The organism is Paenibacillus sp. sgz302148 (genome assembly GCF_056120465.1).
Genome location: NZ_JBVYOJ010000019.1, coordinates 20873 through 41785, shown reverse-complemented (window position 1 = coordinate 41785; position 20913 = coordinate 20873). Strand labels below are relative to the sequence as shown.

The window sequence follows — 20913 nt, the reverse complement described above, 5'->3', positions numbered from 1 at the left end:
ATAACTATGAAATATACATCCATGAATTTTGGTTATGTAAAGGAGGTCTCGAATGAACGTCGAGCATTTTGAATATATTGCGGCCATCGCCCGGTCCGGTTCCATTTCCATCGCCGCCAAGCAGCTGCACGTTTCCCAAGCCGGCATCAGCAAATCGTTGTCCAAGTTCGAAGAGGAATTAGGGGTCAAAATATTCAACCGATCCCGGGCAGGCTGCACGCCGACCCGCCGGGGCGAAATCATTATCGATAAAATCAACGACATTCTGGCCAAGATCGAGGAAATCAAAGAACAATCGCAAATGGTCGGCTCGCTCCTGCAGGGCGAAGTACGGTTTTCGGTAGGCCCGAACTTTATGGACCTGCTGTCCCGCTCCGTCGTTTCGTTCAAGAAGGATTACCCGAAAGTCCGGCTCGAAATCGTTTCGAAAAACTCGGAGGATATCGTGCAGGATTTGAAGGATGACCGGACCGACCTCGGTTTGATCTATTTGGACGGCCATGAGCAGGAACAAGTGAAGGATCTGATCCTGAACCGGATTCTAGATTCCCGGATTGTCGTTTGCGTGGGCCGAGACTCCGCCCTTGCGTCCAAAAAGGCCGTAACGCCCGAAGACGTGCTCGGATATCCTTTTGTGAACATCGACGGCAACTACTCGAATTGGTTTCTGGATGATTTCATGGAGAAATACGGACCGGTCAATGTTATTTTCTCTTCTAATAATGTCGAGATTCTGAAACGCACCATTGCAAAGGATGTGGCCATCGGCTTCTTCATCGAATTCAGCATGCTGCATGACCCTTTTATCCTGAACGGCGACATGGTGGCCATTCCGCTCGTCGGCCATGAACCGAATCAGATCTCGCTCGGCTGGGCCCGCAAGAAGAACAAACATTTCTCCATCGCGCAAAAAGAGTTCCTGAAATACCTACTACGAGAATACAACAATTTGCGTAAGGTTGGCATAACGGATAGTTATGACCCTATAAACCAAAGATAATTTACTGGATTAATCGGAAATGGTATGATGAACAACATTCAATCATGCAGAAAAAGCTTGATCCATGGAGATTCAAGGAGGAAACGGATGACAACCCCTGCTGTGGAAATTCGACATTTGAATAAAACGTTTCATACCGCCGGATCGGTCACCCCTGTGCTGGATGGGGTTAATTTAACCATAAACGAACAACAATTCATTGCGATCATCGGGCCAAGCGGCTGCGGCAAAAGCACCCTGCTGAAAATCGTCGCAGGCCTCGACGTCGAGCACGAAGGCGACGTTCTGCTCGCCGGGAAGCCGGTCGAGGGGCCGAGCAAGCAGAAAGGGTTTATTTTTCAAGAGCATCGCTTGTTCCCGTGGCTCACAGTGGAGAAGAACATCGCCGCCGATTTGCGGCTTAAAGACCCTGCCGTCCGGCAGCGGGTACAGGACATGATTCAGCTTGTCCGATTGGACGGCTTCGAAAAAGCGTACCCGCGGCAGCTGTCCGGAGGCATGTCGCAGCGCGTCGCCATCGCCCGGGCGCTCATGCGCGAGCCACAGGTGCTGCTGCTGGACGAGCCGTTCGGCGCACTCGATGCATTCACCCGCAACCATATGCAGGAGGTGCTGCTCGACATTTGGCGGCGCAACCGGACGACGATGCTGCTCGTGACGCACGACATCGACGAGGCGGTATTTCTATCGACTCAGATCGTCGTGATGGATGCAAGACCGGGGCGCGTGAAGGCGGTCATCCCGAACGAGCTGCCTTATCCTCGGAGCCGGGTCGGCTCCGCATTCCAAGACCTGCGGACCCGTGTTTTCCGTACGCTGGAGAAATCGGAACAGTCGGAAATTTCCTGGGAAATCTAGAAAGGGAGAGCCACCGGATGTCAGACAAACCTACAACAATGACTGTCAAAACAAGCCCTTCATTCATAAAACGCGTTGCGATGGGAAGCATACTGCCCGTCCTCGTCCTGATCTTGTGGCAAGTGATCGGGTCGGCCGAGCTGATCTCGCCGCAAATGCTGCCGCCTCTGACTAGCGTCATCGCCGATTTCTGGGACATCCTGACAAGCGGTGAATTGCTTCATCATTTGCAGGTCAGCGTCGTGCGCGCATTATCCGGATTTATGCTCGGCGGAGCGCTGGGACTCGTGTTCGGCTTGATCGTCGGATTTTCCAAGCGTTCGGAGCAAGTGCTGGACCCGACGGTTCAAATGCTGCGAACGGTTCCTCTGCTCGCGATTACGCCGTTATTTATTTTATGGTTCGGATTCGGGGAATTTTCGAAAATATTGCTGATCTCCATGGGCGCCTTCTTCCCGATGTACGTCAATACGTTTCTCGGCGTCCGCAGCGTCGATTCCAAGCTTTTCGACGTGGCGCGCGTATTGGAGTTCAGCCGGTTTCATCAAATTACGAAGCTCGTCCTGCCTGCAGCGATGCCGAACGTGCTGCTGGGCCTGCGGCTGTCGCTCAGCGTATCGTGGCTCTGCCTCGTCGTCGCGGAGCTGATGGGCGCCGACCAAGGGATCGGCTTCATGATCCAGGATGCCCGCGCTTATATGCGGACCGGCATCGTGTTCGTCGGCATCATCGTATTCGCCGTCGTCGGCAAGCTGACCGATTCGTTCGTACGCCTGCTGGAGAACAAGCTGCTGAAATGGCAGGACAGCTTTAAAGGGTAAGCACCGAAGTTAGCACCGAAAAATAAAAGCAGCAGAAGCCTCGGACATCCGATCCGCTTCTGCTGCTTTTTTCGATTGCAGGGCCTCGGCCCCTTGTCGTTTCGTACGTGCCTGTTTGGCGCTGCCGGGCAGGCCTGCTTTGTCGTCGTTGCGTTATTCCTCTTCTTGATGCTTCCCGATCGGGGCTTATGAGGTTGTATCGTCACGCGTCCCTTCCGGACACATCTGGCCCTAGGCCGGCGATGTTGTTTCGTCACGTCCTCTTCCGGCGCGGCCGTCCGAGGCCAAGGACCCTGTTCCGTTACGCCCCTTCTTGATGCGTTCGATCGAGGCTGACGAATTTGTTGAAGCTTTTGAGGAACGCAAGCTCGACCGTACCAACCGGACCGTTCCGCTGTTTGGCGATGATGATCTCGATGATGTTCTTCTTCTCCGATTCCTTGTCGTAATAATCGTCCCGATACAGGAACGCAACGATGTCGGCGTCCTGCTCGATCGAGCCCGATTCCCGAAGGTCGGACATCATCGGCCGCTTGTCCTGCCGCTGCTCAACGCCCCGGGATAGCTGGGACAGCGCGATAACCGGCACTTCCAGCTCCCGCGCTATCTGCTTCAGCGTACGGGAAATTTCCGATACTTCCTGCTGCCGGTTCTCGCCGGGCTTGCCGCGCCCGTGAATGAGCTGCAGGTAGTCGATCAGAATCATGCCAAGCCCTTTTTCCTTCTTCAGCCGACGGCACTTCGCACGCAACTCCGATACCGTTATCCCCGGCGTATCGTCAATGTAAATTTCCGCCTCCGACAAGGCGCCGATCGCCATCGTCAGCTTCTCCCAGTCGTCCGGCTCGAGCGCACCTGTCCGCATCCGCTGCGCGTCGACGTTCGCCTCGGCGCATATGATACGCTGCACAAGCTGTGCCGCGGACATCTCTAGCGAGAAAATGGCGACCGTTTCCTTCGAGCGGACGCCGACGTTTTGCGCGATGTTGAGCGCAAACGCCGTCTTACCGACGGAAGGGCGCGCCGCAACGATGATCAAGTCGTTGCGCTGGAAGCCCGCCGTCATCTTGTCGAGGTCCGGGAAGCCGGACGGAATGCCGGTAACCCCGCCGCGATGGGCATATAAAAATTCGACGCGCTCGAATACTTCCATCAGCACGTCGCGAATCGAGATAAAGCCGCTTGCCGCGCGGCGGTTCGAAATTTCGAGGATGCGCTGCTCGGCGTCGTTCAAGATTTCACTGACGTCATCACCGCTCACGTAACCACTCGAGACGATTTGCGTTGCCGTGCGGATGAGCCGTCGCAGCATCGACTTCTCCTCGACGATTTGGGCGTAATACTCGACGTTCGCTGCCGTCGGTACCGCATGGGCCAGCTTCGAAAGATAGCTGACGCCGCCGACTTCCTCGAGCAGCTGCTGGTCCTGCAGCCGCGCTGTCAGCGTCACGAGATCGACGGGCTGGCCTTCTTCGCCGAGCTGCGCCATCGCCTCGAAGATATGCTGGTGACCCGAGCTGTAGAAGTCCTCGCTCTTCACCTTCTCCATCACCGACACGAGCGCTTCCGCTTCCAGCAAAATCGCGCCGAGCACCGCTTGCTCGGCCTCGAGATTTTGCGGAGGCACCCGGTCGAAGAACAAATCCCCGCCTGCCGCGTCCATGTCCGGGCCGGTAACGAAAGCGTTTCTCGCGTTCGCGTTTCTCGCGCTCATCGGTTACGCCTCCACGACGTGAACCTTAAGCGTCGTCTTCACTTCCGGATGCAGCTTGATGGCGACATTCGTCACGCCCATCGTGCGGATCGGGTCGTCGAGCTCGATTTTCCGCTTATCGATCTTCACGCCTTGGCCGGCGAGCTCGTCCGCGATTTGCTTGCTCGTAATCGATCCGAACAGCTTGCCGCCTTCGCCCGATTTCGCTTTGATCACAAGCGTCATCTCGACGATTTTGTCGCCCAGCTCCTTCGCTTGCTCCTTTTCCTTATCCTTCTTCTTCTGTTCGGACACGTTCATTTGCTCCAGCGTCTTGACGTTGCCTTCCGTCGCCGGCTGCACAAGTCCTTTCGGCATTAGAAAGTTGCGCGCATACCCTTCCGAAACTTCCTTCACTTCGCCCTTCTTGCCTTGGCCTTTGACGTCTTTCAGAAAAATGACTTTCATTCGAACAACCCCTCTTCCTCTGCCATTTCATTTAATATTTGCTTAAGCCGGGCTTCCGCCTCGGCGAGCGTGCCTTCCAGCTGAACGGCCGCGTTCGTTAAATGCCCGCCGCCGCCAAGCCGTTCCATCACGATTTGCACGTTGATGTTCCCCAGAGAACGGGCGCTGATGCCGATCAGCCCGTCATTCCGTTCGCATACGACGAACGACGCCATAATATCGGTCATATTGAGTAATGTATCAGCTACTTTGGCGATCAGCAACTGAGAATATTTGCGATTCGGCTCCGCGACCGCTACGGCAATATGATCGTACAAAATTTCCGCATGCTTCATAATTTCGGCTTTGGCGATATATTCGTCGAGGTCCTCTTTCAGCATCCGCTGAATGAGCACCGTATCCGCCCCGTTCCGCCGCAGAAACGCAGCCGCTTCGAACGTACGGGAGCCGGTGCGGAGCGAGAAATTTTTCGTATCGACCGTAATACCCGCGAGCAGCGCCGTCGCCTCCATCACATCCAGCGATACCCGGTCGTGAATGTACTGGAGCAGCTCCGTCACCAGTTCGCAGGTTGACGAGGCATACGGCTCCATGTAGATCAGCACGGCGTCGCTTAAGAACTCCTCGCCGCGGCGATGGTGGTCGACGACCACCACGCGATGCGTCTGCTGGAGCAGCTTCGGTTCTTTCACCATCGACGCCTTATGCGTATCGACGACCACCGCAAGCGAGCGGGCCGTCGTAATTTGCAGCGCCTGCTCCGGCGTAATGAACCATTTCTGCAGCCTCTCGTCGCCGCTGATTTCCTCCATCAGCCGATCGATCGACGGGTTGATGCCTTCCAGCACGATGTAGCCTTCCTTATTGAACAGCTGCGCCGCCTTGAGGACGCCGATCGCCGCGCCGATCGAATCCATGTCCGGAATGCGATGGCCCATAATGATGACCTTGTCGCTTTCCTTGATCAGGTCGCGCAGCGCATGCGAGATGACGCGCGCGCGGACGCGCGTCCGCTTCTCCACCGCGTTCGACTTGCCGCCGTAGAACGTCAGCTTCTGTCCGATCTTCACCGCCACCTGGTCGCCGCCGCGCCCAAGCGCGACGTCCAAGCTCGTCTGCGCCAACGTGCCGAGCTCGGTCAAGCTGTCGACGCCGGCCGCGAAGCCCATGCTGATCGTCAGCGGCAGCTTGTGCTCCAGCGTCAGCTCCCGCACGTCGTCGAGAATTTCGAAGCGCGTCTGCTCCAGCGCGCGAAGCGACTTCGTATCGGTCATCATCAAATATTTATCGGACGAAATCCGCTTCAGGAACATGTTGTACTTGGACGCCCATTCGGTAATTTCCCCGGTCACCCGGGACATCATCGCCGTCCGGCCTTGATCGTCCATCCCTTGCGTAACCTCGTCCAAGTTGTCCATCGCCACGATGCCGATCGCGATTTTTTCGTCCTCATACCGCTTGGACAATGTCGTCATCGCCGTAATGTCGGTGAAATACAGCAGCCGCTCCTCGGCTTTGATCGTCACCTGGTACACGTGCTTGCCGACCGTAATATCTAACTTTCCGTCCTTGATTTCCTTCTTGCCTTTAAACGCAGAGAAAGCCTCATCCAGCGAAGAGCCCACTACGGATTCCCGCTCCAGCATTTTGGCGACGAACGGATTGTGCCACTCCACGATCCGTTCCTCGCTATACAGCAAAATGCCGATCGGCAACTCGCTGATGACCTCGCCTCCGGCCCGTTTCACCCGATGCGACAGCGTCCCCGCATAGGCGTACAAATCTTTGCGGAACGCCTTCTCCGCCACGATCGTATAATAGCCGAGCAGACCGCAAACGACGAGCCCAACAACGCCATATACCCACTGATACCACGCTACAACGATAATGAGGACCATCATGAAAATGAAAGCCCACATCATATGCAGCCCATGCCATCGATTCAACAAAAACTTAGGCATTCATCTTCGCCCCTACTTATGATTTCGTCATTCCTTTACGGATTGGAAACGCCACATCGAGAACTCCGAGCAAACTAAGCGGCGGAAACAACACGATCGGTACGATCATGACGAAAGGCAGCGCCTTGCCCCACCCCCGGCGGTCGGCCAGGAAGAAGAAAAAAGCAAGCGCCTGCACGGAAAACAGCAGCATTAAGAGCGGGATCGAATTGAGCAGAATCATCGTCACCGTCGAACCGGTCTCTTTCTTCACGAAAAAGTCCAGCGTCAGCGCAATCAGGTAATACCAGACCGTCGACTTCGGCAGCATCCATTCCTTCATCGGCTTCATCGCGGGTACGGCGAAGCCTTGCGCCTTCAGCAGCAGCCGGCTCAGCGCATGGGTAATGACGACATAGTATAGCGAGAATACGATCAAATAAAGCGGGATCATCTGGGTCATGAGCGTAATGATGTCGTCGATCATCCCCGTCGATAACGAGCCCGGCGCCAGTTTCTGGAAATCGGCTAGACTCGCGCGCACAAGGTCTCCTAGCGCTTGCATGGCATTCATGCCGAACGCCGCGGCAATGATCAAGCCGAGCAGCAGCTCGCCCAGCATCGTGACGACGCCCGCCGTAACGACCGTACGCGCCGCGCTTCCCCGCTTGTATAGATGGCCCATCAGAATAGCCGGCATCAGGAAGAACAACGTGATCGCCAGAACGGCCGAGCCGAAGCTGCCCAGCGCGAAAAACGCCAAGGCAAGCACAACGCCCAAATGCAAGGCGAATCGCAGCGGAGTCAAACGGACGTACATGATGACGAGCGGAATCATAACAAAGCTGATCGTCAGGAAGTTAAACGGCGATACCATCGAAACAAGCAGCACAAAATATAAGCCGCTCCATAGAGCGGACGTTAAGCCAGGCTTCAAGCCGTTCACCTCTTACGACAATTGATAATGTACACATTATACCACAAAAGTCTTACAGTACAGAAGATTCGCGCGACCTGCCCCTCGCCGCCTTACCGGAGTTAGCTTCCTGCCTCTATGTCCGCCAGCAGCAGCTTGCGGCAATAATCGATAATATCGCTGCGCCGCACGATGCCGATGAATTTGTTCATATCGTCCACGACCGGGACGAAGTTTTGCGATTTGGCGAGCAGGATCAAATCCTCCATCCTCGCATTGATATGCACGGTCTTGTTCTTCAGGCGAAGCGGCACCTCGGACAAAGAATACCGCGACGTCTGATCGAACGACATGCCCGCCGTGTTCTTCATGAACCAGAGCAGGTCTCCCTCCGTTACCGTCCCGACATATTCGCCGACCTCGTTCAATAGCGGGACAGCCGTATACCGGTGAAACTCCATCCGCTCCAGCGTCTGGCGCAGCGTCGCATCCATGGTCATGCAGGCGACCTCGCTTTTGGGCAATAAGAAAAAAGCAACGTTCATTTCGTGTTCTCCTTTCAAGCTTTCCGTGAGGAAAGCCAAATTGTAAGCGTTCACGATCTCTCTTTATTTACGGTACGTTCCTCCATTTTGTTCCATTCCGGAACGCCATTCGTCCAATTCATCTTACCAACGTTTTGGCTTGAGCGCGAGAACTAACTTTTAACATGATGGGAGCCGATATGTAAAAGGTATGCAAGTATTCGCAGGAACATGGCGAAAAAGCCATGACCCGTGCCATCTCTAGCCCTATCCGATGAACGTCTCCGTCTCGGACTTAAGTTTGACTTCCTATTTGTTGCAAAGGTTTTTTGTCGATCGGCGTCGAATGTCTACATATACCATTATAGAGGTAAAGAGAGGGAACTGCTAACATGATTCAACTGAGCGAACAACGCAAGAAGCAGCTCGATTACGTGGCCTTGAAAGAGTCCGATTTACAGCTGCTCAAAAGCCGCGAAGCCGAGTTCGAGCAAATCGTAGGCACGCTCGTGGACGAGCTGTACGATCAGATAACGCGACAGCCCGAGCTTGTCGCGATCATCAACAAATTCAGCACGCTCGATCGGCTTAAAGAAACGCAGCGCTGGTATTTCATGACGCTTGCAGCCGGACATATCGACATGGAATTTATCGAGAAACGGCTGTTCATCGGCAAAATCCATTCCAAGATCGGTCTACCGACGCAGTGGTATCTCGGTACCTACATGCTCTACCTGGACATCGCAACCTCCCACCTCCAGCGCGTGCTGCCGAACGATTGGCTGCCTATTGTCCATGCTTTGACCAAGATGTTCAACCTCGACGCGCAATTCGTGCTTGAAGCTTACGAAGCGGATGAAAAAGCGAAAGTCGAACGGCTTGTCGACGAGCAGCAGGAGCTGCTGACAGGCATTAGCTCGGCCATTCAGGAGCTTGCATCGATGATGGTCGAATTGTCTTCCAGCAGCCAGTCTGTCGCGGAATCGGCGATCCAGACCGCCGAATCGCAAGAGAAAACGCATGGCATGATGGTAGAGCTGAACGAACAGGTCGTGCATATCGATTCGATGGGCTCGCTCATGCGCGAAATATCCGATCAGACGCACCTGCTCGGCTTGAACGCGGCGATCGAAGCGGCGCGTGCCGGCGATCAAGGGCGCGGCTTCGAGATTGTCGCCAACGAAGTGCGCAAGCTCGCTTCCCGCTCCAAGGAATCGCTGGAGCAAATTACGGACAAGCTGCGCGGCATTACCCGCATCGTGAACATGGTGCAGAGCGAATCGGCTTCTACCGCCTCGCAGGCGCGCACTCAAGCGGCCAGCTCCGAAGAGCTGACTTCGTTCGTGCAGATGATCGAGAAAGTCACGTCCGAGCTGGAGCAGTTGAAGACGTCGGTAGGTTAACCGGCTTTTTCGTATGATTATATTTTTCGCACCAAAAGAGGCTCTTCCTCCGAAGCAGGCAATCTGCTTTTGAGGAAGAGCCTCTTTGCTATTGAACGAACAAAACTATACAATTCCCGTTTCCCAGAAAGCCCGCTCCATATCCTTGATCAACAAGGCCGACTCCTCCAGCCCGATGTACAGCCTTGTCCTTACCGTCCCTTCTTCCTGTTGCGCTTCGCTCTGCCGTGAGACGATGACGAGGCTCTCGTAGCCTCCCCAGCTGACGCCGATCCGGAAATACGCCAACGCATCGCCCCAGCGGCGCATCAGCGCAAGCGGCACGCCTTTCGTCTCGAAGGACAGCAGGCTGCTGTACCCTGTCATCTGGCGCTTGCCCAGCTCGTGCTGCGGATGAGATTCCAGCCCGGGATGGTTCACCTTCGCCACGAACGGCAGCTGCTCCAAATACCGGGCGATCGCGAAGCCGCTTGCCTGCAGCTTCTCCATGCGCAGCGGCAGCGTCCTTAAACCCCGCAGCAGGAGCGCCGCCGATTGCGGCGTCATGATGCCGCCGAGCAGCATGAACTCGTCCGCGTTCAGCCGTTCCATCCGCTCCTCGGAGCCGATAACGACGCCTGCGACGACGTCGCTGTGGCCGCCGATATATTTGGTCAGCGAATGCACGACCAAATCGACGCCGAGCGCCAGCGGCGATTGATGACACGGCGTCGCCCACGTGTTATCGATGATCGTGACGGCGCCCCGGCTGCGGGCCAGCTCGGCGCACGCTTCGATGTCCTGCAGCTCGAAAGCCATGCTCGTCGGACTTTCGAGATAGATCGTCTTCGTGTTCGGCCGCATCGCGTTCCGCAAGCTATCGACCGACGTTCCGTCGAAGAACGTCGTCTCCACGCCGAAACGCTTCAAATACGCAGACATGAACTGCCTAGCCGGCCCATAAGCTTGATCGACGCACACGATGTGATCGCCCGCACGAACCGTCGACAGGATCGCCGACGAAATCGCCGCCATGCCGGACGCGAAGCAGCGCGCCCGCTCCCCGCCCTCCAGCGCGGCTAAACGCTGCTCCAAGGCGCGCACCGTCGGGTTGTTGCCCCGCGTATAGACGAACCGGCCGCGACCGTCGTCCATCGCCGCATCGAACGCGGCATGCGTCGGGAACGTGAACAGGCTGTTCTGGTACGTCGGCATCGTGACGGCGCCGTAATGCACCTCATCATGCTCATCGTGTACGACAAGCGTTTGCGGATCGAGCGACCCGGCGGCTTGGCTCATCTTCTCCTTCGATGCCATCTCATCTTCCCCACCTTCGTCAAGCGATTGTTTGTCCTGCCGCTGGCTTCATGCTTTCTTCACGCTTCCCACTTGCTGCCTTCTTGCTTCTCGCTTCTTAATCAATTCCTCGATCTTGCCTTGCTCACCGGTCACTAAATCCTTCTCGCCTTCTTCGCCTTCCTCCCGCTTACCCCTTCACGGCCCCCTGCGTTAGCCCTTCGACGATCAGCTTCTGGCAGAGCGCGAACAAAATCACCGTCGGAATAACCGACAGCACCGTAGCCGCCGACATCGAGCTCCACTCGATATCGAACTTCGTAATGAACGCGTTCATCGCCACCGGAATCGTCTTCGCGGACTCGCGGTCGATCATCATGATCGACAGGAACAGCTCGTTCCAGTTTTGTACGAAAGCGAAGATGAACGTTGCCGCGATGCCCGGCAGCATGACCGGCACGATGACGAGGAATAGTGCCCGCAAGCGGGAGCAGCCGTCGATCATCGCCGCCTCCTCCAAGCTCGAAGGAATGCGCTGGAAGAAGCCGCGAAGGATGATGACGCTAAACGGGATCAGCCCGACCGTATACATCAGAATGAGGCTGATTTGCTTGTTCAGCATCCCGAAGTTCGACATCATCACGTACAGCGGTCCGAAGCCGATAAACATCGGAATCATTTGCGTCAGGAAGAAGGCGAACATGATCTGTTTGCCGCCCTTGAACGTGAACCTCGCCAAGACGTATGCGCCCAGCATCGCGATCAGAAGAACGACTGCGGCAGCTACAAGCGAGACAAGTAAGCTGTTGACGATGTAGATGTGGAACTTCGATATTTTGAAAATATTAATGTAGTTTTCAAACGTAATGTGCTCCGGCCAATATTGCAGCGGCAGCATAAAAATTTCGTTCTGCGGCTTCAGCGACGTAATGACGATCCAATAGAGCGGAAACACCATGAAGACGAAAAACACGGACAAATATAGCACTTTCCCGCCGAGTCCGAGCGTACGCAGCTTCGAATTCATCAGAAGTCACCCGCTTTCTCGGAACGGGTCGCCGCCAAGTAGAACAACGTGTACAGCACCAAAATGCCGATCGCAACGACGCCAACCGCCGAAGCCTGGCCATAGTCGCCCGCGAAAATAATTTTATCGAGCATAAACGTCGTCAAGATGTGCGTCGAACCTGCCGGCCCACCTCCGGTAAGCGAATAGATCAGGTCCGGCGAGTTAAAAATCCAGATGACGCGCAGCAGCGTCGTCGTGATAATCGTCGGCATGATGTACGGCACGGTCACGCTCATCAGCTTGCGGAACCAGCCCGCACCGTCCATATCGGCAGCCTCGTACAGCTCGCCCGGAATCGATTGCAGCGCGGCGAGCAGCATAATGGCAAAAAACGCGATCCCATACCAGACGTTCGCCGTAATGACCGCAGCCATCGCCCAACCCGGATCGGACAGGAACGCGATCCGCTCCTGAATGAGCCCCGTCTTGAGCAGCAGGTCATTAATGACGCCGATTTGCCCGTTGTACATCCAACGCCAGATGATACCGATCAGGAAGCCGGACATCGCCCACGAGTAAAAGACAAACCCTTGGTATACGCCCCGACCGCGAAACTTCTTCTGCAGCATAAGCGCCAGAATGAACCCGAGAAAAAATTGAAAAAACAACGATACGAATACCCAATAAGCGGTATTGATCAAAGTATCCGAAAACTGCAAATTGTTGAAAACCGCTTTGAAATTATCCCAACCGATAAAATGGACATCATTCAAGTCGAACAGCGTATACTTCTGAAACGCCATGCCGATACCCCGAATAATGGGGTAATACGTAAATCCCGCCACAAGCAACAGCGCGGGCAGCAGGCACAAAACAATGAACGTGCTGGTCCGGCTCAAACGGAACGCGGCCAAACGAAAAGGCTCTCTCTTCATGCTCCGTCCCTCCTGCTTCATTCTCTAAGATAGAATACCGGCTAGCGCCATCCTGATCTTATATTTGAACAAAACGGCGACGGGTAGCGTCAGCTTTCCCGCCGCCGCGGAGCATTACTTCTTGTTCTGCTTTTCTTTCGTCCAGTATTCGTCCCACTTCTTGAGCGCATCTTCGATCGACATCTTGTTCAGAATGAGCGCTTGCCCGTCTTCCTGATTGATCTTGTTGAATTCACCCGAGCCCGCATAGTCCGTGGCCGGCTTCACGGCGACGTAATTTTCCGGCTTGGCGTTCATTTCAAGATACGGGGCATACGCTCCCGTTTTGAAAAACTCGTCGTCCGCAGCCGTCGTATGAATCGGGATGAGTCCGACCTTTTTCGTGAAGAACAGGTTTTCCTCCGGGCTCGATAAGAATTGTATCAGCTTCCATGCTTCTTCTTTATGCTTGGAATAGGAGGTCATGCCCCAGCCAGCCGCGCCAACCCCGAAGTGCGCTTGCCCTTGCGGTCCCGTCGGCAGTGGAGCCGTCGCCCAAGTCCCTTCCTTCATCTTCTGCTTGGTCACGTCGATCACTTCCGGGTCCTGCAGCAGAATCGCGGTTACGCCGGACACGAACCCTTCGACCATTTCCGGATAGCTCCAGTTGAGCGAATCCTTCGGCGAAATATCCTTATAGATGTTCATGTACATCTTCATCGCTTCAACCGCTTCCGGCGAGGAATACATCGTTTTTCCGTCTTTCAGGAACATCGAGTCGTCCGGATTGATGTTGTTGCCGTTATAATCTTGAATGATCTCCGTAATATAGCCGTTCGCCCCTGCGCCGCCGCGGAATGAATAACCGTAACGGTTGTTCGCGGGGTCGGTCAGCTTCTTGCCGGTTTCATAAAGCTCCTGCCACGTCTTCGGCGGTGTAAGCCCCTTCTCGTCGAACCAATCTTTGCGGTAAAACATGATTTTCTGATATAACCCATAAGGTATAAAATAAGGCGTATTGTCAATATAGGTGGCCATCGACAAAGCATTGCTGTTTAACGTCTTGTAGCCGTCCCACTTGTCTGTATACGCTTTCAAGTCTTCGATCCATTTGTTTGTGACGAACTGCTTGGCGGTTATGTCCCGCACTTCCAGTACATCGAGCTCTTCTTTGGCTGAGAGCATCTGGGCGATCTTGTTGTCTGCGCTTTGCAACGGCGGCGAAATCAAATCCACCTTGATGTTCGGGTTCTGCTCCTCGAACTTGGCAATCATCTGTTTGATGACGTCCGTTCGCGTCGGACTCGTCAAGCTTTCGATCATTTTCAGCGTTACCGTATTTCCGTCCCCGCCCCCGCTGCACCCTGCTGCGATACTGGTGAACATGGACAGGACTACCGCGACAAACCCCAATTTTCTACCCTTCAGCTTCAAGAAGCAACCCCCCATAAAATCGGATTTTATATTATAAAAGACTTATGCCTTCTATAACCGAATCTATGCGATGCCTGTGACTGAGCGTGTAGCTTATTTCACGAATGACTGCTTGCTTTCACCCTATTCAACTATGTACCTGTCATACAGGTTGCTTATAAAAAAACTATAGTATACAGTATGGTCACTGTCAACACTTGGACGAGCGAAAATTTGAAATTCATCTGATGCCTTACATACTCTGCTACACTTATACATTGCGAATCGCTGTCTCCACGATGTCCATCATGCGATCGAACTGTTCCCGTGCCCGAACCTTATCTTTGCTGTGGATCGCTTCGGCCATCGTACGGTGCAGCGGCCGGGTATCGTCGAATATTTCTTGTTTGCCGAACGGTGCGACCCAGAACTGGTGGAACATCGCCCATATCGATTCTACAAGGCTCTGAAGTACCGGATTGCCGGAGGCTTCATATATCGTCTGGTGGAACCTCATATCAGCCGCGGAGTTCTCCTTGCCTTCCAACGTCTCCAGTTGGTGCAAGTACAGATCGAGCTGTTGCAGCTGTTCCTCCGTCGCCCTTAAAGCCGCAAGCTCGACAGCAGCCCCCTCCATTGCCCGGCGTACCTCAAGCGCGTACAATAACGCGTTTTTCTCATCTTCGACCTTCACCTTGGCGGATATGTGATACAAGTCGCCATCCTTCACGTAAACGCCTTTGCCGTTCTTCACTTCGACGACGTCCGTCGCCTCCAAATAACGAAGCGCTTCTCTTAATGAGGACCGGCCGACTCCCAGCAGCTCCATCATCTTCTCCACCGACGGCAGCTTATCGCCATTCTCCAGCTTATTGACGGTTATGTATGTTTTGATTTCATTTGCCACTATCTCATGCATCTGCATTTTATTGATTTTTCTCATCAAAGTGCACCTATCCTTCCAAGTTATTCTGCGTTAGAGCTGTAAACCTGTCTGATAGTTTAATCATAGAAAGAAAGGCAGCCCATGTCAATCCGTCACCACATATCCAATCCTAGCCTGCTTCATATCCCACAGCACTGCCCCTACACGCCTCGCACTAAAAAACAAAAACGACAGGGATGGAATCCCTGCCGTTCTCGGCCATCAACTATTCCGTTGTGTATGGCAGCAAAGCGATTTGACGCGAACGTTTAATCGCTGTCGTGAGCATACGCTGATATTTAGCGCTTGTTCCCGTTACACGGCGAGGAAGGATTTTTCCGCGCTCGCTGATAAACTTACGGAGCAAGTCGATATCTTTATAATCGATGTGCGTGATTTTGTTTACAGTGAAGAAGCACACTTTGCGACGTTTGTTACGTCCGCCTTTACCGCGTCCGCCGAACTTTTTGTCACCGCGATCTTCGTTATCTCTTGGTTTGAAGCTCATTCATCTCAGTCCTTTCCAATCAAAATGGCAAATCATCGTCCGAAATGTCAATCGGCTTACCGTCGTCGGAGAATGGGTCTTGATTGCCGCGCGATGCGTTCGAGCTTCGACCGCCTCCGCCACCGCCGTATCCGCCGCCACTGCTTGGTGGAGCATCGTCACGTACGAAACCTCCGCCTCCGCCGCTTCCTTCACGGTTGGCGGATTCCAAGAACCGGACATTATCGGCAATAACCTCGGTCACGTAAACCCGTTTACCTTCGTTATTATCATAATGTCTGATTTGAAGTCGGCCTTCCACCGCTGTCAGCCGGCCTTTGCGAAGGTAGTTCGCGCATGTTTCCGCTAGCTGGCGCCACGTTACAACCGGGATAAAATCCGCCTCGCGCTCGCCTTGCTGGCTGCTGAACGGACGATCTACCGCGATCGTAAACTGCGTTACGGCAACTCCTGCAGGAGTGTACCGCAACTCCGGATCTTTAGTTAATCTGCCGATGAGAATGACACGATTAAGCAATCTAATCCCTCCCCTGCGATTATTACTGCTGCACGGTTAATTACGCAACATCTTGTACGATCAGGTAACGGATTACTTCGTCAGTAATCTTCATTACGCGCTCAAGCTCAGCTACGATTTCAGGTGTTGCATTGAAGTTAACCAATACGTACACTCCGTCACGGAACTTGTTGATCTCATACGCAAGACGGCGTTTACCCATTACATCGTGCTTCGTAATTTCGCCACCGTTGGAGATGATGCCTTGGAATTTTTCGACCGTCGCTTGAACAGCTTCTTGTTCAATATCCGTGCGAATAATATACATCACTTCATATTTGCGCATTGTAGTCACCTCCTTTTGGACTAAACGGCCCCGCTGTATTTCAACGAAATACTGCCCTGAAGGCATGGGAGCAAGGAGCGAGGAATAAAACTCGCACCATATAACTATAGCAAAATGAACCAGGCATGGCAAGTGCCACTTCAAGCCAGCGCCGATTGAATCTTTACGCTCAGCTCTGGAACATTTCGCTTAACATCTTTCCTTCATCTAACGGTAACAATAACGCTTGAACCTAATCTAATTCGACATGGAGGTGAATCTCATGGGCGAACGTACCGAATTCAGCATGGGTGACCGAGCGCCGAATAACGGGGAATATATCGAGGTTGGCGAAAACGATTTTCATATGGGAATTAACAACCCCCGTCACATATCCTTAAAGAAGGGCGATCCGTTCCCGGAACCGACGAATAAAGACCGCAAATGGAAACGGAAAGCCAAATAACATTTCTTCGACCGCCTTGCATAAGAAATGCTCGATCCGGACATTATAATATCGACGGTACGAAGAGAGGTGTGGTTCCGTTGAACGAGTCAGCGAAACAACCGAAGGACGATCTTTTCTACTCGATATAGAAGCGGAGGGATGTGCTAAAGACACGTACCCGTGCTTGTAAACACATTGTATTGTAATAACAATGCAACCGAGGTTTCTCTGTAGATGTTAGAGAAGTAAAAATCCAAAAAAATCGTACCGTCATCTCCCGTCCGGGAGACGAAAAGAGATCCGAAAGGATCTCTTTTTGTTTATTTGATTGAATTACTCATTAAAAAATAAAAAATCCCCAGCATTTATTCAACGCTGAAGATTAGTTTACGATATATATGTATTACTGAAAGTTCCATGGCGGATTTAGAGAGTGGGATACGCTCCATTTCATTCCGCGACTGCGAAGTAATGCTTCGAAGCTTATGCTCCGACGAACCCTCCGTGGGTTCTCATCCCCTACTATTCGAAGATGATAAATCATGGCGGAGAGAGTGGGATTCGAACCCACGCACGGCTATGAACCGCCTAGCTGATTTCGAGTCAGCCCCCTTGGGCCTCTTGGGTACCTCTCCGTGTCTGAAAAAGCGGACATTTGTTATTGTAGCACAAACACCTTCATGTTGCAAGCTCTATTTATGAACAAGCGAATGCCTTATTATAAACCGGTTCCGCTCTCGCTTCCATCCTTTTGTTCCGCTGACCGCAGCACCTTTTTCAAGTTTTTTTCAAACTTGGCTCGCGGGATTAGAACACTGTGCTTGCAGCCTACGCATTTAATTCGAATGTCCATACCCATCCTAATTATTTCCATTTCATTCGAGCCGCAAGGATGTCCTTTTTTCATCTGCACGACATCCCCAAGCTGGAATTGCTTTCGCTCCATACCTACCCTCTCCCCCTTTTATACTACACTATCCACAGTCTGCATAACTTTTTGTATAACGTTTCTATTCACATGTTAACATAATTTTCGCCTTGTTTCTTAAAAATTCCACGAATCTCCACCCGTTCCGTTTCGATGATCGACTTGACCTCGTCGTAGGCTTCCACCTCAAACTGAATGGACAAAGCGCAACCTGCCGTAATTTGCTTCGGCGTCGGGCAGATGTCGATTTCGATATCGGCGTATTCCAGCAGCATCTCCGCGCGAAGCGCTTGCTGTGTAGAGTCAAAAGCGATCAGCATGTCCATCGCATTCCGTCCTTCTTCATCATTTTTGTCCATGTGGCTTACAAGAAGCATTCTTCGCATAACCATTATACTATCTCGCACTCGAAAATATATTTTCCTCTAAAAGCCTTGTACGTCGTATAAAAGATTCCCCCCATCCATATACTAGTAACACCATGCAGACGGAGGGGATGCCGATGTTTTCTATCGATCGCCATGAAAAAAAAGAGACGCCCGTACTCAAAGTTTCATATACGGATTCCACGGTTCATACCCAGCTTACCGAACGAATGGTCCAGCAGCTGTCCGCCGTTTCAAGCGATCGCGAAATTATTGTCGTTTGTGTCGGGACCGACCGTTCGACGGGGGATGCTTTGGGACCGCTTGTCGGTACTTCTTTAAGCAAATACCGCAATCCGGGTTTTCGTTTATACGGTACGCTGGATGAACCTGTCCATGCCGTTAACTTACAAGATACGTTGAATCACATTCAATCCTCGTCAAGCAAACCTTATATTGTCGGTATCGACGCTTGTTTGGGACAAGTGTCCAGCGTCGGTGTCATTCAAGTCGGCAGTGGACCCGTGAAGCCCGGGGCCGGCGTGAACAAAGAATTGCCGCCGGTCGGGGATATGCATGTTACCGGGATCGTGAATGTAGGAGGATTTATGGAATATTTCGTTCTGCAGAACACGCGGCTCAGCATTGTTATGAAAATGTCAGATATCATTGCGAACAGCCTCTATTATGCGATCAAACAAATACGCGGTTCCTTTATTTCTTTTGCAAGGCTTGAGTAAGTGCCTGCTTCTCTTCCGGGGTAAGCTTGTATTCGGATTGTCCCTCTTGCACAGGCTTCGCGTACACATACGTTTCTTCCCGGCTATGTATGCCGGACAATACAATACCGCTCTGATATTCATCGACAACCGCCAGCGAAAAGCTCAAATCACTGCCGAGCCCCGACGAAAACGCATTGTACCGGACAATACCGACATTCCCTTTCATCTTCATCATCGAAGCGGCCAAATGGTGCAGCTGCGACCCGTGGTCTTCGCTCCGTCCCTGAAGCTCCTGGATCGTATGCTGCATCTTGATGATCACTTGCTCCAAGTCCTCCACGCCGGTGCCATTCATCATTTGCGCATAACGTTTGCGCAGACGTTTTAACGAAACGGATAATTGGATCACGAGGATGAAAAAAAATAACATGACCACAGCAGCAGCCGCTGCAATGATCGGCATATAATCGTTCAGTATGTCGGACACCTTGTTCTCTCCTCTATTCTTGTCTATGCTGTCGCTCTAGGCTGCACAATGGCTCCATGAATTTACGATGTCCCTCCGGCGAAATGAACGGAAATTTCCTTCACCGCTTCGACTAAAGCATCCACCTCTTGTTCCCCTGTAAAATATCCGACGCTCGCTCGTACGGCGCCTTTATCCGATGTACCTGCGGTCTGATGCGCGAGCGGAGTACAATGATAACCTGCACGGACCGCGATGCCGAAGCTTTGATCGAGAATAAAGGAAACCTCCGAGCTATCCGCCTGCTCAAGCTGAAAGGCGACGATCCCCGTTTTGTCCTCGCCGATGTCCGGTCCAAGTATGCGCACGCCGTTTATTCGCCGCAGTCCGTCCATCATCTTCTGCGTTAAGCTCCATTCTTTAGTATGGATCGTTTCCACCGTCTCATGCAGCACAAATTTGACGCCCTCATTCAGTCCAGCGATGCCCGGCGTGTTCTGCGTCCCGGCTTCATATCGGTCGGGCCTCACCTTCGGCTGATCGATTTCCTCCGATTGACTTCCCGTTCCACCATAATGCAGCGGCTCCAGATCAAGCTCCGGATGAATGTATAATCCTCCGGTCCCTTGCGGCCCCAGCAGCCCCTTATGCCCCGGAAAAGCCAACATATCGATCCCCATGCCTTCAACATCAATCGGCAATACGCCGGCCGTCTGAGCCGCATCTACAAGCAGCTTTATCCCTCTAGCCCGGGTCATCTCACCAATCTGGCTTACCGGTATAATCGTACCCATCAGATTGGAGCTATGGCTGCATACAACGAGCTTCGTATCGGCCCGCAGTGCATTTTTTAAATCCGCGATATCGAGTCTGCCCTGGGGGTCACTCGGCAAATATGTAATGCGAACGCCGAATTTGGCCTTCATATACTCGAGCGGTCTGCGCACCGAATTATGCTCTATGGAGGTACACACCACATGATCGCCCGGTTTCAAAAAGCCTTGAATCGCTAAATTCAACGCTGACGTTGTATTAAGCGAAAACGATATATCGTTCGGGTTCTTCACCTTGAATAGTTTGCCTAAATTTTTGCGCGTTTCGAACAATACGCGACTGGCGCGCACAGCCATCTGGTGGCTTCCTCTTCCGGGATTCGCCGTATACTCCAGCATGCACTGACTCATCGCCTCGATAACAGCAGGCGGCTTCGGCCACGATGATGCGGCATTGTCTAGATAAACAACCCCCATCCCTTCACTCCCTTTCCAAGGATATACGGATCAGATGTCTACACAAGGATAAACGGCTAGCACGGTTTGACTTCGGCGTATTCGTTTACCGATGAAATATCAGATAAGTTTAGGACAAACTTTTACTTCTTATAATTTCAGAAAACGGTTCGACCGTCTCCCTCTGTCCATTGGTTTCCGGTGGAATATTATCCTCATTCCGCCCATTTAAGCATTCATTGAACTTCCGAACAACGTTCGCCTTTT

At 52.9% G+C, this 20913-nt stretch carries 23 protein-coding genes and 1 tRNA gene; 6 read left to right on the top strand and 18 right to left on the bottom strand.

All coding sequences use genetic code 11. The annotated features are described in order from the left end of the window. Nucleotides 1-52 precede the first annotated feature (52 nt). The 3 genes from AC0LWM_RS24710 to AC0LWM_RS24700 all read left to right on the top strand — a co-directional run bounded on the left by AC0LWM_RS24710 (nt 53) and on the right by AC0LWM_RS24700 (nt 2679). Complete coding sequence (locus tag AC0LWM_RS24710) at nt 53-1000, top strand: LysR family transcriptional regulator (protein WP_474677673.1); 948 nt, start codon at nt 53-55, stop codon at nt 998-1000. Between the two features lie 87 nt (nt 1001-1087). Beyond that, a complete protein-coding gene (locus AC0LWM_RS24705; protein WP_474677672.1) occupies nt 1088-1858 on the top strand; it encodes an ABC transporter ATP-binding protein in 771 nt (256 codons plus the stop codon). Between the two features lie 38 nt (nt 1859-1896). Continuing rightward, entirely contained in the window at nt 1897-2679 is a 783-nt protein-coding gene (locus AC0LWM_RS24700) for an ABC transporter permease (RefSeq protein ID WP_474677773.1), read from the top strand. 301 nt (nt 2680-2980) lie between these two features. On the opposite strand, the gene dnaB is transcribed toward AC0LWM_RS24700, so the two are convergent. From dnaB to AC0LWM_RS24675, 5 genes are all read right to left on the bottom strand, one after another. Then, the gene (gene dnaB / locus AC0LWM_RS24695; protein WP_474677772.1) at nt 2981-4342 is read right to left on the bottom strand and encodes a replicative DNA helicase; all 1362 of its coding nucleotides are present in this window, start codon (nt 4340-4342) and stop codon (nt 2981-2983) included. 54 nt (nt 4343-4396) lie between these two features. Continuing rightward, complete coding sequence (gene rplI, locus AC0LWM_RS24690; RefSeq protein WP_474677671.1) at nt 4397-4840, bottom strand: 50S ribosomal protein L9; 444 nt, start codon at nt 4838-4840, stop codon at nt 4397-4399. Continuing rightward, nucleotides 4837-6801, bottom strand: a complete 1965-nt coding sequence (locus AC0LWM_RS24685; protein WP_474677670.1) for a DHH family phosphoesterase — start codon at nt 6799-6801, stop codon at nt 4837-4839. Before AC0LWM_RS24685 ends, rplI begins: the two co-directional genes overlap by 4 nt. Before the next feature lie 16 nt (nt 6802-6817). Beyond that, nucleotides 6818-7717, bottom strand: a complete 900-nt coding sequence (locus AC0LWM_RS24680; RefSeq protein ID WP_474677669.1) for a DUF2232 domain-containing protein — start codon at nt 7715-7717, stop codon at nt 6818-6820. Between the two features lie 101 nt (nt 7718-7818). After that, nucleotides 7819-8241, bottom strand: coding sequence for a CBS domain-containing protein (locus AC0LWM_RS24675; protein WP_474677668.1), 423 nt, complete (start codon nt 8239-8241; stop codon nt 7819-7821). A 371-nt stretch (nt 8242-8612) separates the two neighbouring features. Here AC0LWM_RS24675 and AC0LWM_RS24670 point away from each other — a divergent pair, with 371 nt between their 5' ends. Beyond that, nucleotides 8613-9623 (top strand): protoglobin domain-containing protein, encoded by a 1011-nt coding sequence (locus tag AC0LWM_RS24670; protein WP_474677667.1) that lies wholly within the window; start codon nt 8613-8615, stop codon nt 9621-9623. Nucleotides 9624-9728: 105 nt separating this feature from the next. On the opposite strand, the gene AC0LWM_RS24665 is transcribed toward AC0LWM_RS24670, so the two are convergent. The 8 genes from AC0LWM_RS24665 to rpsF all read right to left on the bottom strand — a co-directional run bounded on the left by AC0LWM_RS24665 (nt 9729) and on the right by rpsF (nt 16509). After that, the gene (locus AC0LWM_RS24665; RefSeq protein ID WP_474677666.1) at nt 9729-10919 is read right to left on the bottom strand and encodes a trans-sulfuration enzyme family protein; all 1191 of its coding nucleotides are present in this window, start codon (nt 10917-10919) and stop codon (nt 9729-9731) included. Between the two features lie 169 nt (nt 10920-11088). After that, nucleotides 11089-11925 (bottom strand): carbohydrate ABC transporter permease, encoded by an 837-nt coding sequence (locus AC0LWM_RS24660; RefSeq protein ID WP_474677665.1) that lies wholly within the window; start codon nt 11923-11925, stop codon nt 11089-11091. Beyond that, nucleotides 11925-12842 carry a carbohydrate ABC transporter permease gene (locus tag AC0LWM_RS24655; RefSeq protein WP_474677664.1) on the bottom strand — a complete coding sequence of 306 codons (918 nt, stop codon included), beginning with the start codon at nt 12840-12842 and terminating at the stop codon, nt 11925-11927. Before AC0LWM_RS24655 ends, AC0LWM_RS24660 begins: the two co-directional genes overlap by 1 nt. A 114-nt stretch (nt 12843-12956) precedes the next feature. Further along, entirely contained in the window at nt 12957-14255 is a 1299-nt protein-coding gene (locus tag AC0LWM_RS24650; protein WP_474677663.1) for an ABC transporter substrate-binding protein, read from the bottom strand. A 250-nt stretch (nt 14256-14505) separates the two neighbouring features. Beyond that, nucleotides 14506-15177, bottom strand: coding sequence for a FadR/GntR family transcriptional regulator (locus AC0LWM_RS24645; RefSeq protein WP_474677662.1), 672 nt, complete (start codon nt 15175-15177; stop codon nt 14506-14508). A 208-nt stretch (nt 15178-15385) separates the two neighbouring features. Next, nucleotides 15386-15667, bottom strand: a complete 282-nt coding sequence (gene rpsR, locus AC0LWM_RS24640; protein ID WP_474677661.1) for a 30S ribosomal protein S18 — start codon at nt 15665-15667, stop codon at nt 15386-15388. Between the two features lie 19 nt (nt 15668-15686). Continuing rightward, nucleotides 15687-16184 (bottom strand): single-stranded DNA-binding protein, encoded by a 498-nt coding sequence (gene ssb, locus AC0LWM_RS24635; protein ID WP_474677660.1) that lies wholly within the window; start codon nt 16182-16184, stop codon nt 15687-15689. A gap of 40 nt (nt 16185-16224) precedes the next feature. Beyond that, nucleotides 16225-16509: a 30S ribosomal protein S6 gene (gene rpsF, locus AC0LWM_RS24630; RefSeq protein ID WP_474677659.1), complete on the bottom strand. Its 285-nt coding sequence runs from the start codon at nt 16507-16509 to the stop codon at nt 16225-16227. Between the two features lie 262 nt (nt 16510-16771). Between rpsF and AC0LWM_RS24625 the strand changes: the two genes are divergently transcribed. Continuing rightward, entirely contained in the window at nt 16772-16954 is a 183-nt protein-coding gene (locus tag AC0LWM_RS24625; protein WP_474677658.1) for a YjzC family protein, read from the top strand. A gap of 525 nt (nt 16955-17479) precedes the next feature. Here AC0LWM_RS24625 and AC0LWM_RS24620 read toward each other — a convergent pair. The 3 genes from AC0LWM_RS24620 to AC0LWM_RS24610 all read right to left on the bottom strand — a co-directional run bounded on the left by AC0LWM_RS24620 (nt 17480) and on the right by AC0LWM_RS24610 (nt 18184). Then, nucleotides 17480-17571 (bottom strand) — tRNA-Ser (locus AC0LWM_RS24620). A gap of 83 nt (nt 17572-17654) precedes the next feature. Continuing rightward, entirely contained in the window at nt 17655-17882 is a 228-nt protein-coding gene (locus AC0LWM_RS24615; RefSeq protein WP_474677657.1) for a DUF951 domain-containing protein, read from the bottom strand. Nucleotides 17883-17950: 68 nt separating this feature from the next. After that, a complete protein-coding gene (locus AC0LWM_RS24610) occupies nt 17951-18184 on the bottom strand; it encodes a putative Se/S carrier protein (protein WP_474677771.1) in 234 nt (77 codons plus the stop codon). 182 nt (nt 18185-18366) lie between these two features. On the opposite strand from AC0LWM_RS24610, the gene yyaC reads away from it, so the two are divergent. After that, entirely contained in the window at nt 18367-18969 is a 603-nt protein-coding gene (gene yyaC / locus AC0LWM_RS24605; protein WP_474677656.1) for a spore protease YyaC, read from the top strand. Here yyaC and AC0LWM_RS24600 read toward each other — a convergent pair. Then, the gene (locus tag AC0LWM_RS24600; protein ID WP_474677655.1) at nt 18944-19438 is read right to left on the bottom strand and encodes a DUF4446 family protein; all 495 of its coding nucleotides are present in this window, start codon (nt 19436-19438) and stop codon (nt 18944-18946) included. The two genes, yyaC and AC0LWM_RS24600, sit on opposite strands and share 26 nt — an antisense overlap. A 62-nt stretch (nt 19439-19500) precedes the next feature. Continuing rightward, nucleotides 19501-20667 (bottom strand): aminotransferase class V-fold PLP-dependent enzyme, encoded by a 1167-nt coding sequence (locus AC0LWM_RS24595; RefSeq protein ID WP_474677654.1) that lies wholly within the window; start codon nt 20665-20667, stop codon nt 19501-19503. Nucleotides 20668-20913 lie beyond the last annotated feature (246 nt).

What these genes read in the sequence shown, in the direction of transcription:
- AC0LWM_RS24645 (WP_474677662.1), bottom strand. Translation starts at nt 15,177, where the DNA reads ATGAGAAAAATCAATAAAATGCAGATGCATGAGATAGTGGCAAATGAA.
- AC0LWM_RS24675 (WP_474677668.1), bottom strand. Translation starts at nt 8,241, where the DNA reads ATGAACGTTGCTTTTTTCTTATTGCCCAAAAGCGAGGTCGCCTGCATG.
- AC0LWM_RS24670 (WP_474677667.1), top strand. Translation starts at nt 8,613, where the DNA reads ATGATTCAACTGAGCGAACAACGCAAGAAGCAGCTCGATTACGTGGCC.
- AC0LWM_RS24615 (WP_474677657.1), bottom strand. Translation starts at nt 17,882, where the DNA reads ATGGAGCGAAAGCAATTCCAGCTTGGGGATGTCGTGCAGATGAAAAAA.
- yyaC (WP_474677656.1), top strand. Translation starts at nt 18,367, where the DNA reads ATGTTTTCTATCGATCGCCATGAAAAAAAAGAGACGCCCGTACTCAAA.
- AC0LWM_RS24710 (WP_474677673.1), top strand. Translation starts at nt 53, where the DNA reads ATGAACGTCGAGCATTTTGAATATATTGCGGCCATCGCCCGGTCCGGT.
- AC0LWM_RS24660 (WP_474677665.1), bottom strand. Translation starts at nt 11,925, where the DNA reads ATGAATTCGAAGCTGCGTACGCTCGGACTCGGCGGGAAAGTGCTATAT.
- AC0LWM_RS24625 (WP_474677658.1), top strand. Translation starts at nt 16,772, where the DNA reads ATGGGCGAACGTACCGAATTCAGCATGGGTGACCGAGCGCCGAATAAC.
- rpsF (WP_474677659.1), bottom strand. Translation starts at nt 16,509, where the DNA reads ATGCGCAAATATGAAGTGATGTATATTATTCGCACGGATATTGAACAA.
- AC0LWM_RS24665 (WP_474677666.1), bottom strand. Translation starts at nt 10,919, where the DNA reads ATGGCATCGAAGGAGAAGATGAGCCAAGCCGCCGGGTCGCTCGATCCG.
- AC0LWM_RS24655 (WP_474677664.1), bottom strand. Translation starts at nt 12,842, where the DNA reads ATGAAGAGAGAGCCTTTTCGTTTGGCCGCGTTCCGTTTGAGCCGGACC.
- rpsR (WP_474677661.1), bottom strand. Translation starts at nt 15,667, where the DNA reads ATGAGCTTCAAACCAAGAGATAACGAAGATCGCGGTGACAAAAAGTTC.
- AC0LWM_RS24610 (WP_474677771.1), bottom strand. Translation starts at nt 18,184, where the DNA reads ATGCTGATCGCTTTTGACTCTACACAGCAAGCGCTTCGCGCGGAGATG.
- dnaB (WP_474677772.1), bottom strand. Translation starts at nt 4,342, where the DNA reads ATGGACGCGGCAGGCGGGGATTTGTTCTTCGACCGGGTGCCTCCGCAA.
- AC0LWM_RS24685 (WP_474677670.1), bottom strand. Translation starts at nt 6,801, where the DNA reads ATGCCTAAGTTTTTGTTGAATCGATGGCATGGGCTGCATATGATGTGG.
- rplI (WP_474677671.1), bottom strand. Translation starts at nt 4,840, where the DNA reads ATGAAAGTCATTTTTCTGAAAGACGTCAAAGGCCAAGGCAAGAAGGGC.
- AC0LWM_RS24705 (WP_474677672.1), top strand. Translation starts at nt 1,088, where the DNA reads ATGACAACCCCTGCTGTGGAAATTCGACATTTGAATAAAACGTTTCAT.
- AC0LWM_RS24595 (WP_474677654.1), bottom strand. Translation starts at nt 20,667, where the DNA reads ATGGGGGTTGTTTATCTAGACAATGCCGCATCATCGTGGCCGAAGCCG.
- AC0LWM_RS24700 (WP_474677773.1), top strand. Translation starts at nt 1,897, where the DNA reads ATGACTGTCAAAACAAGCCCTTCATTCATAAAACGCGTTGCGATGGGA.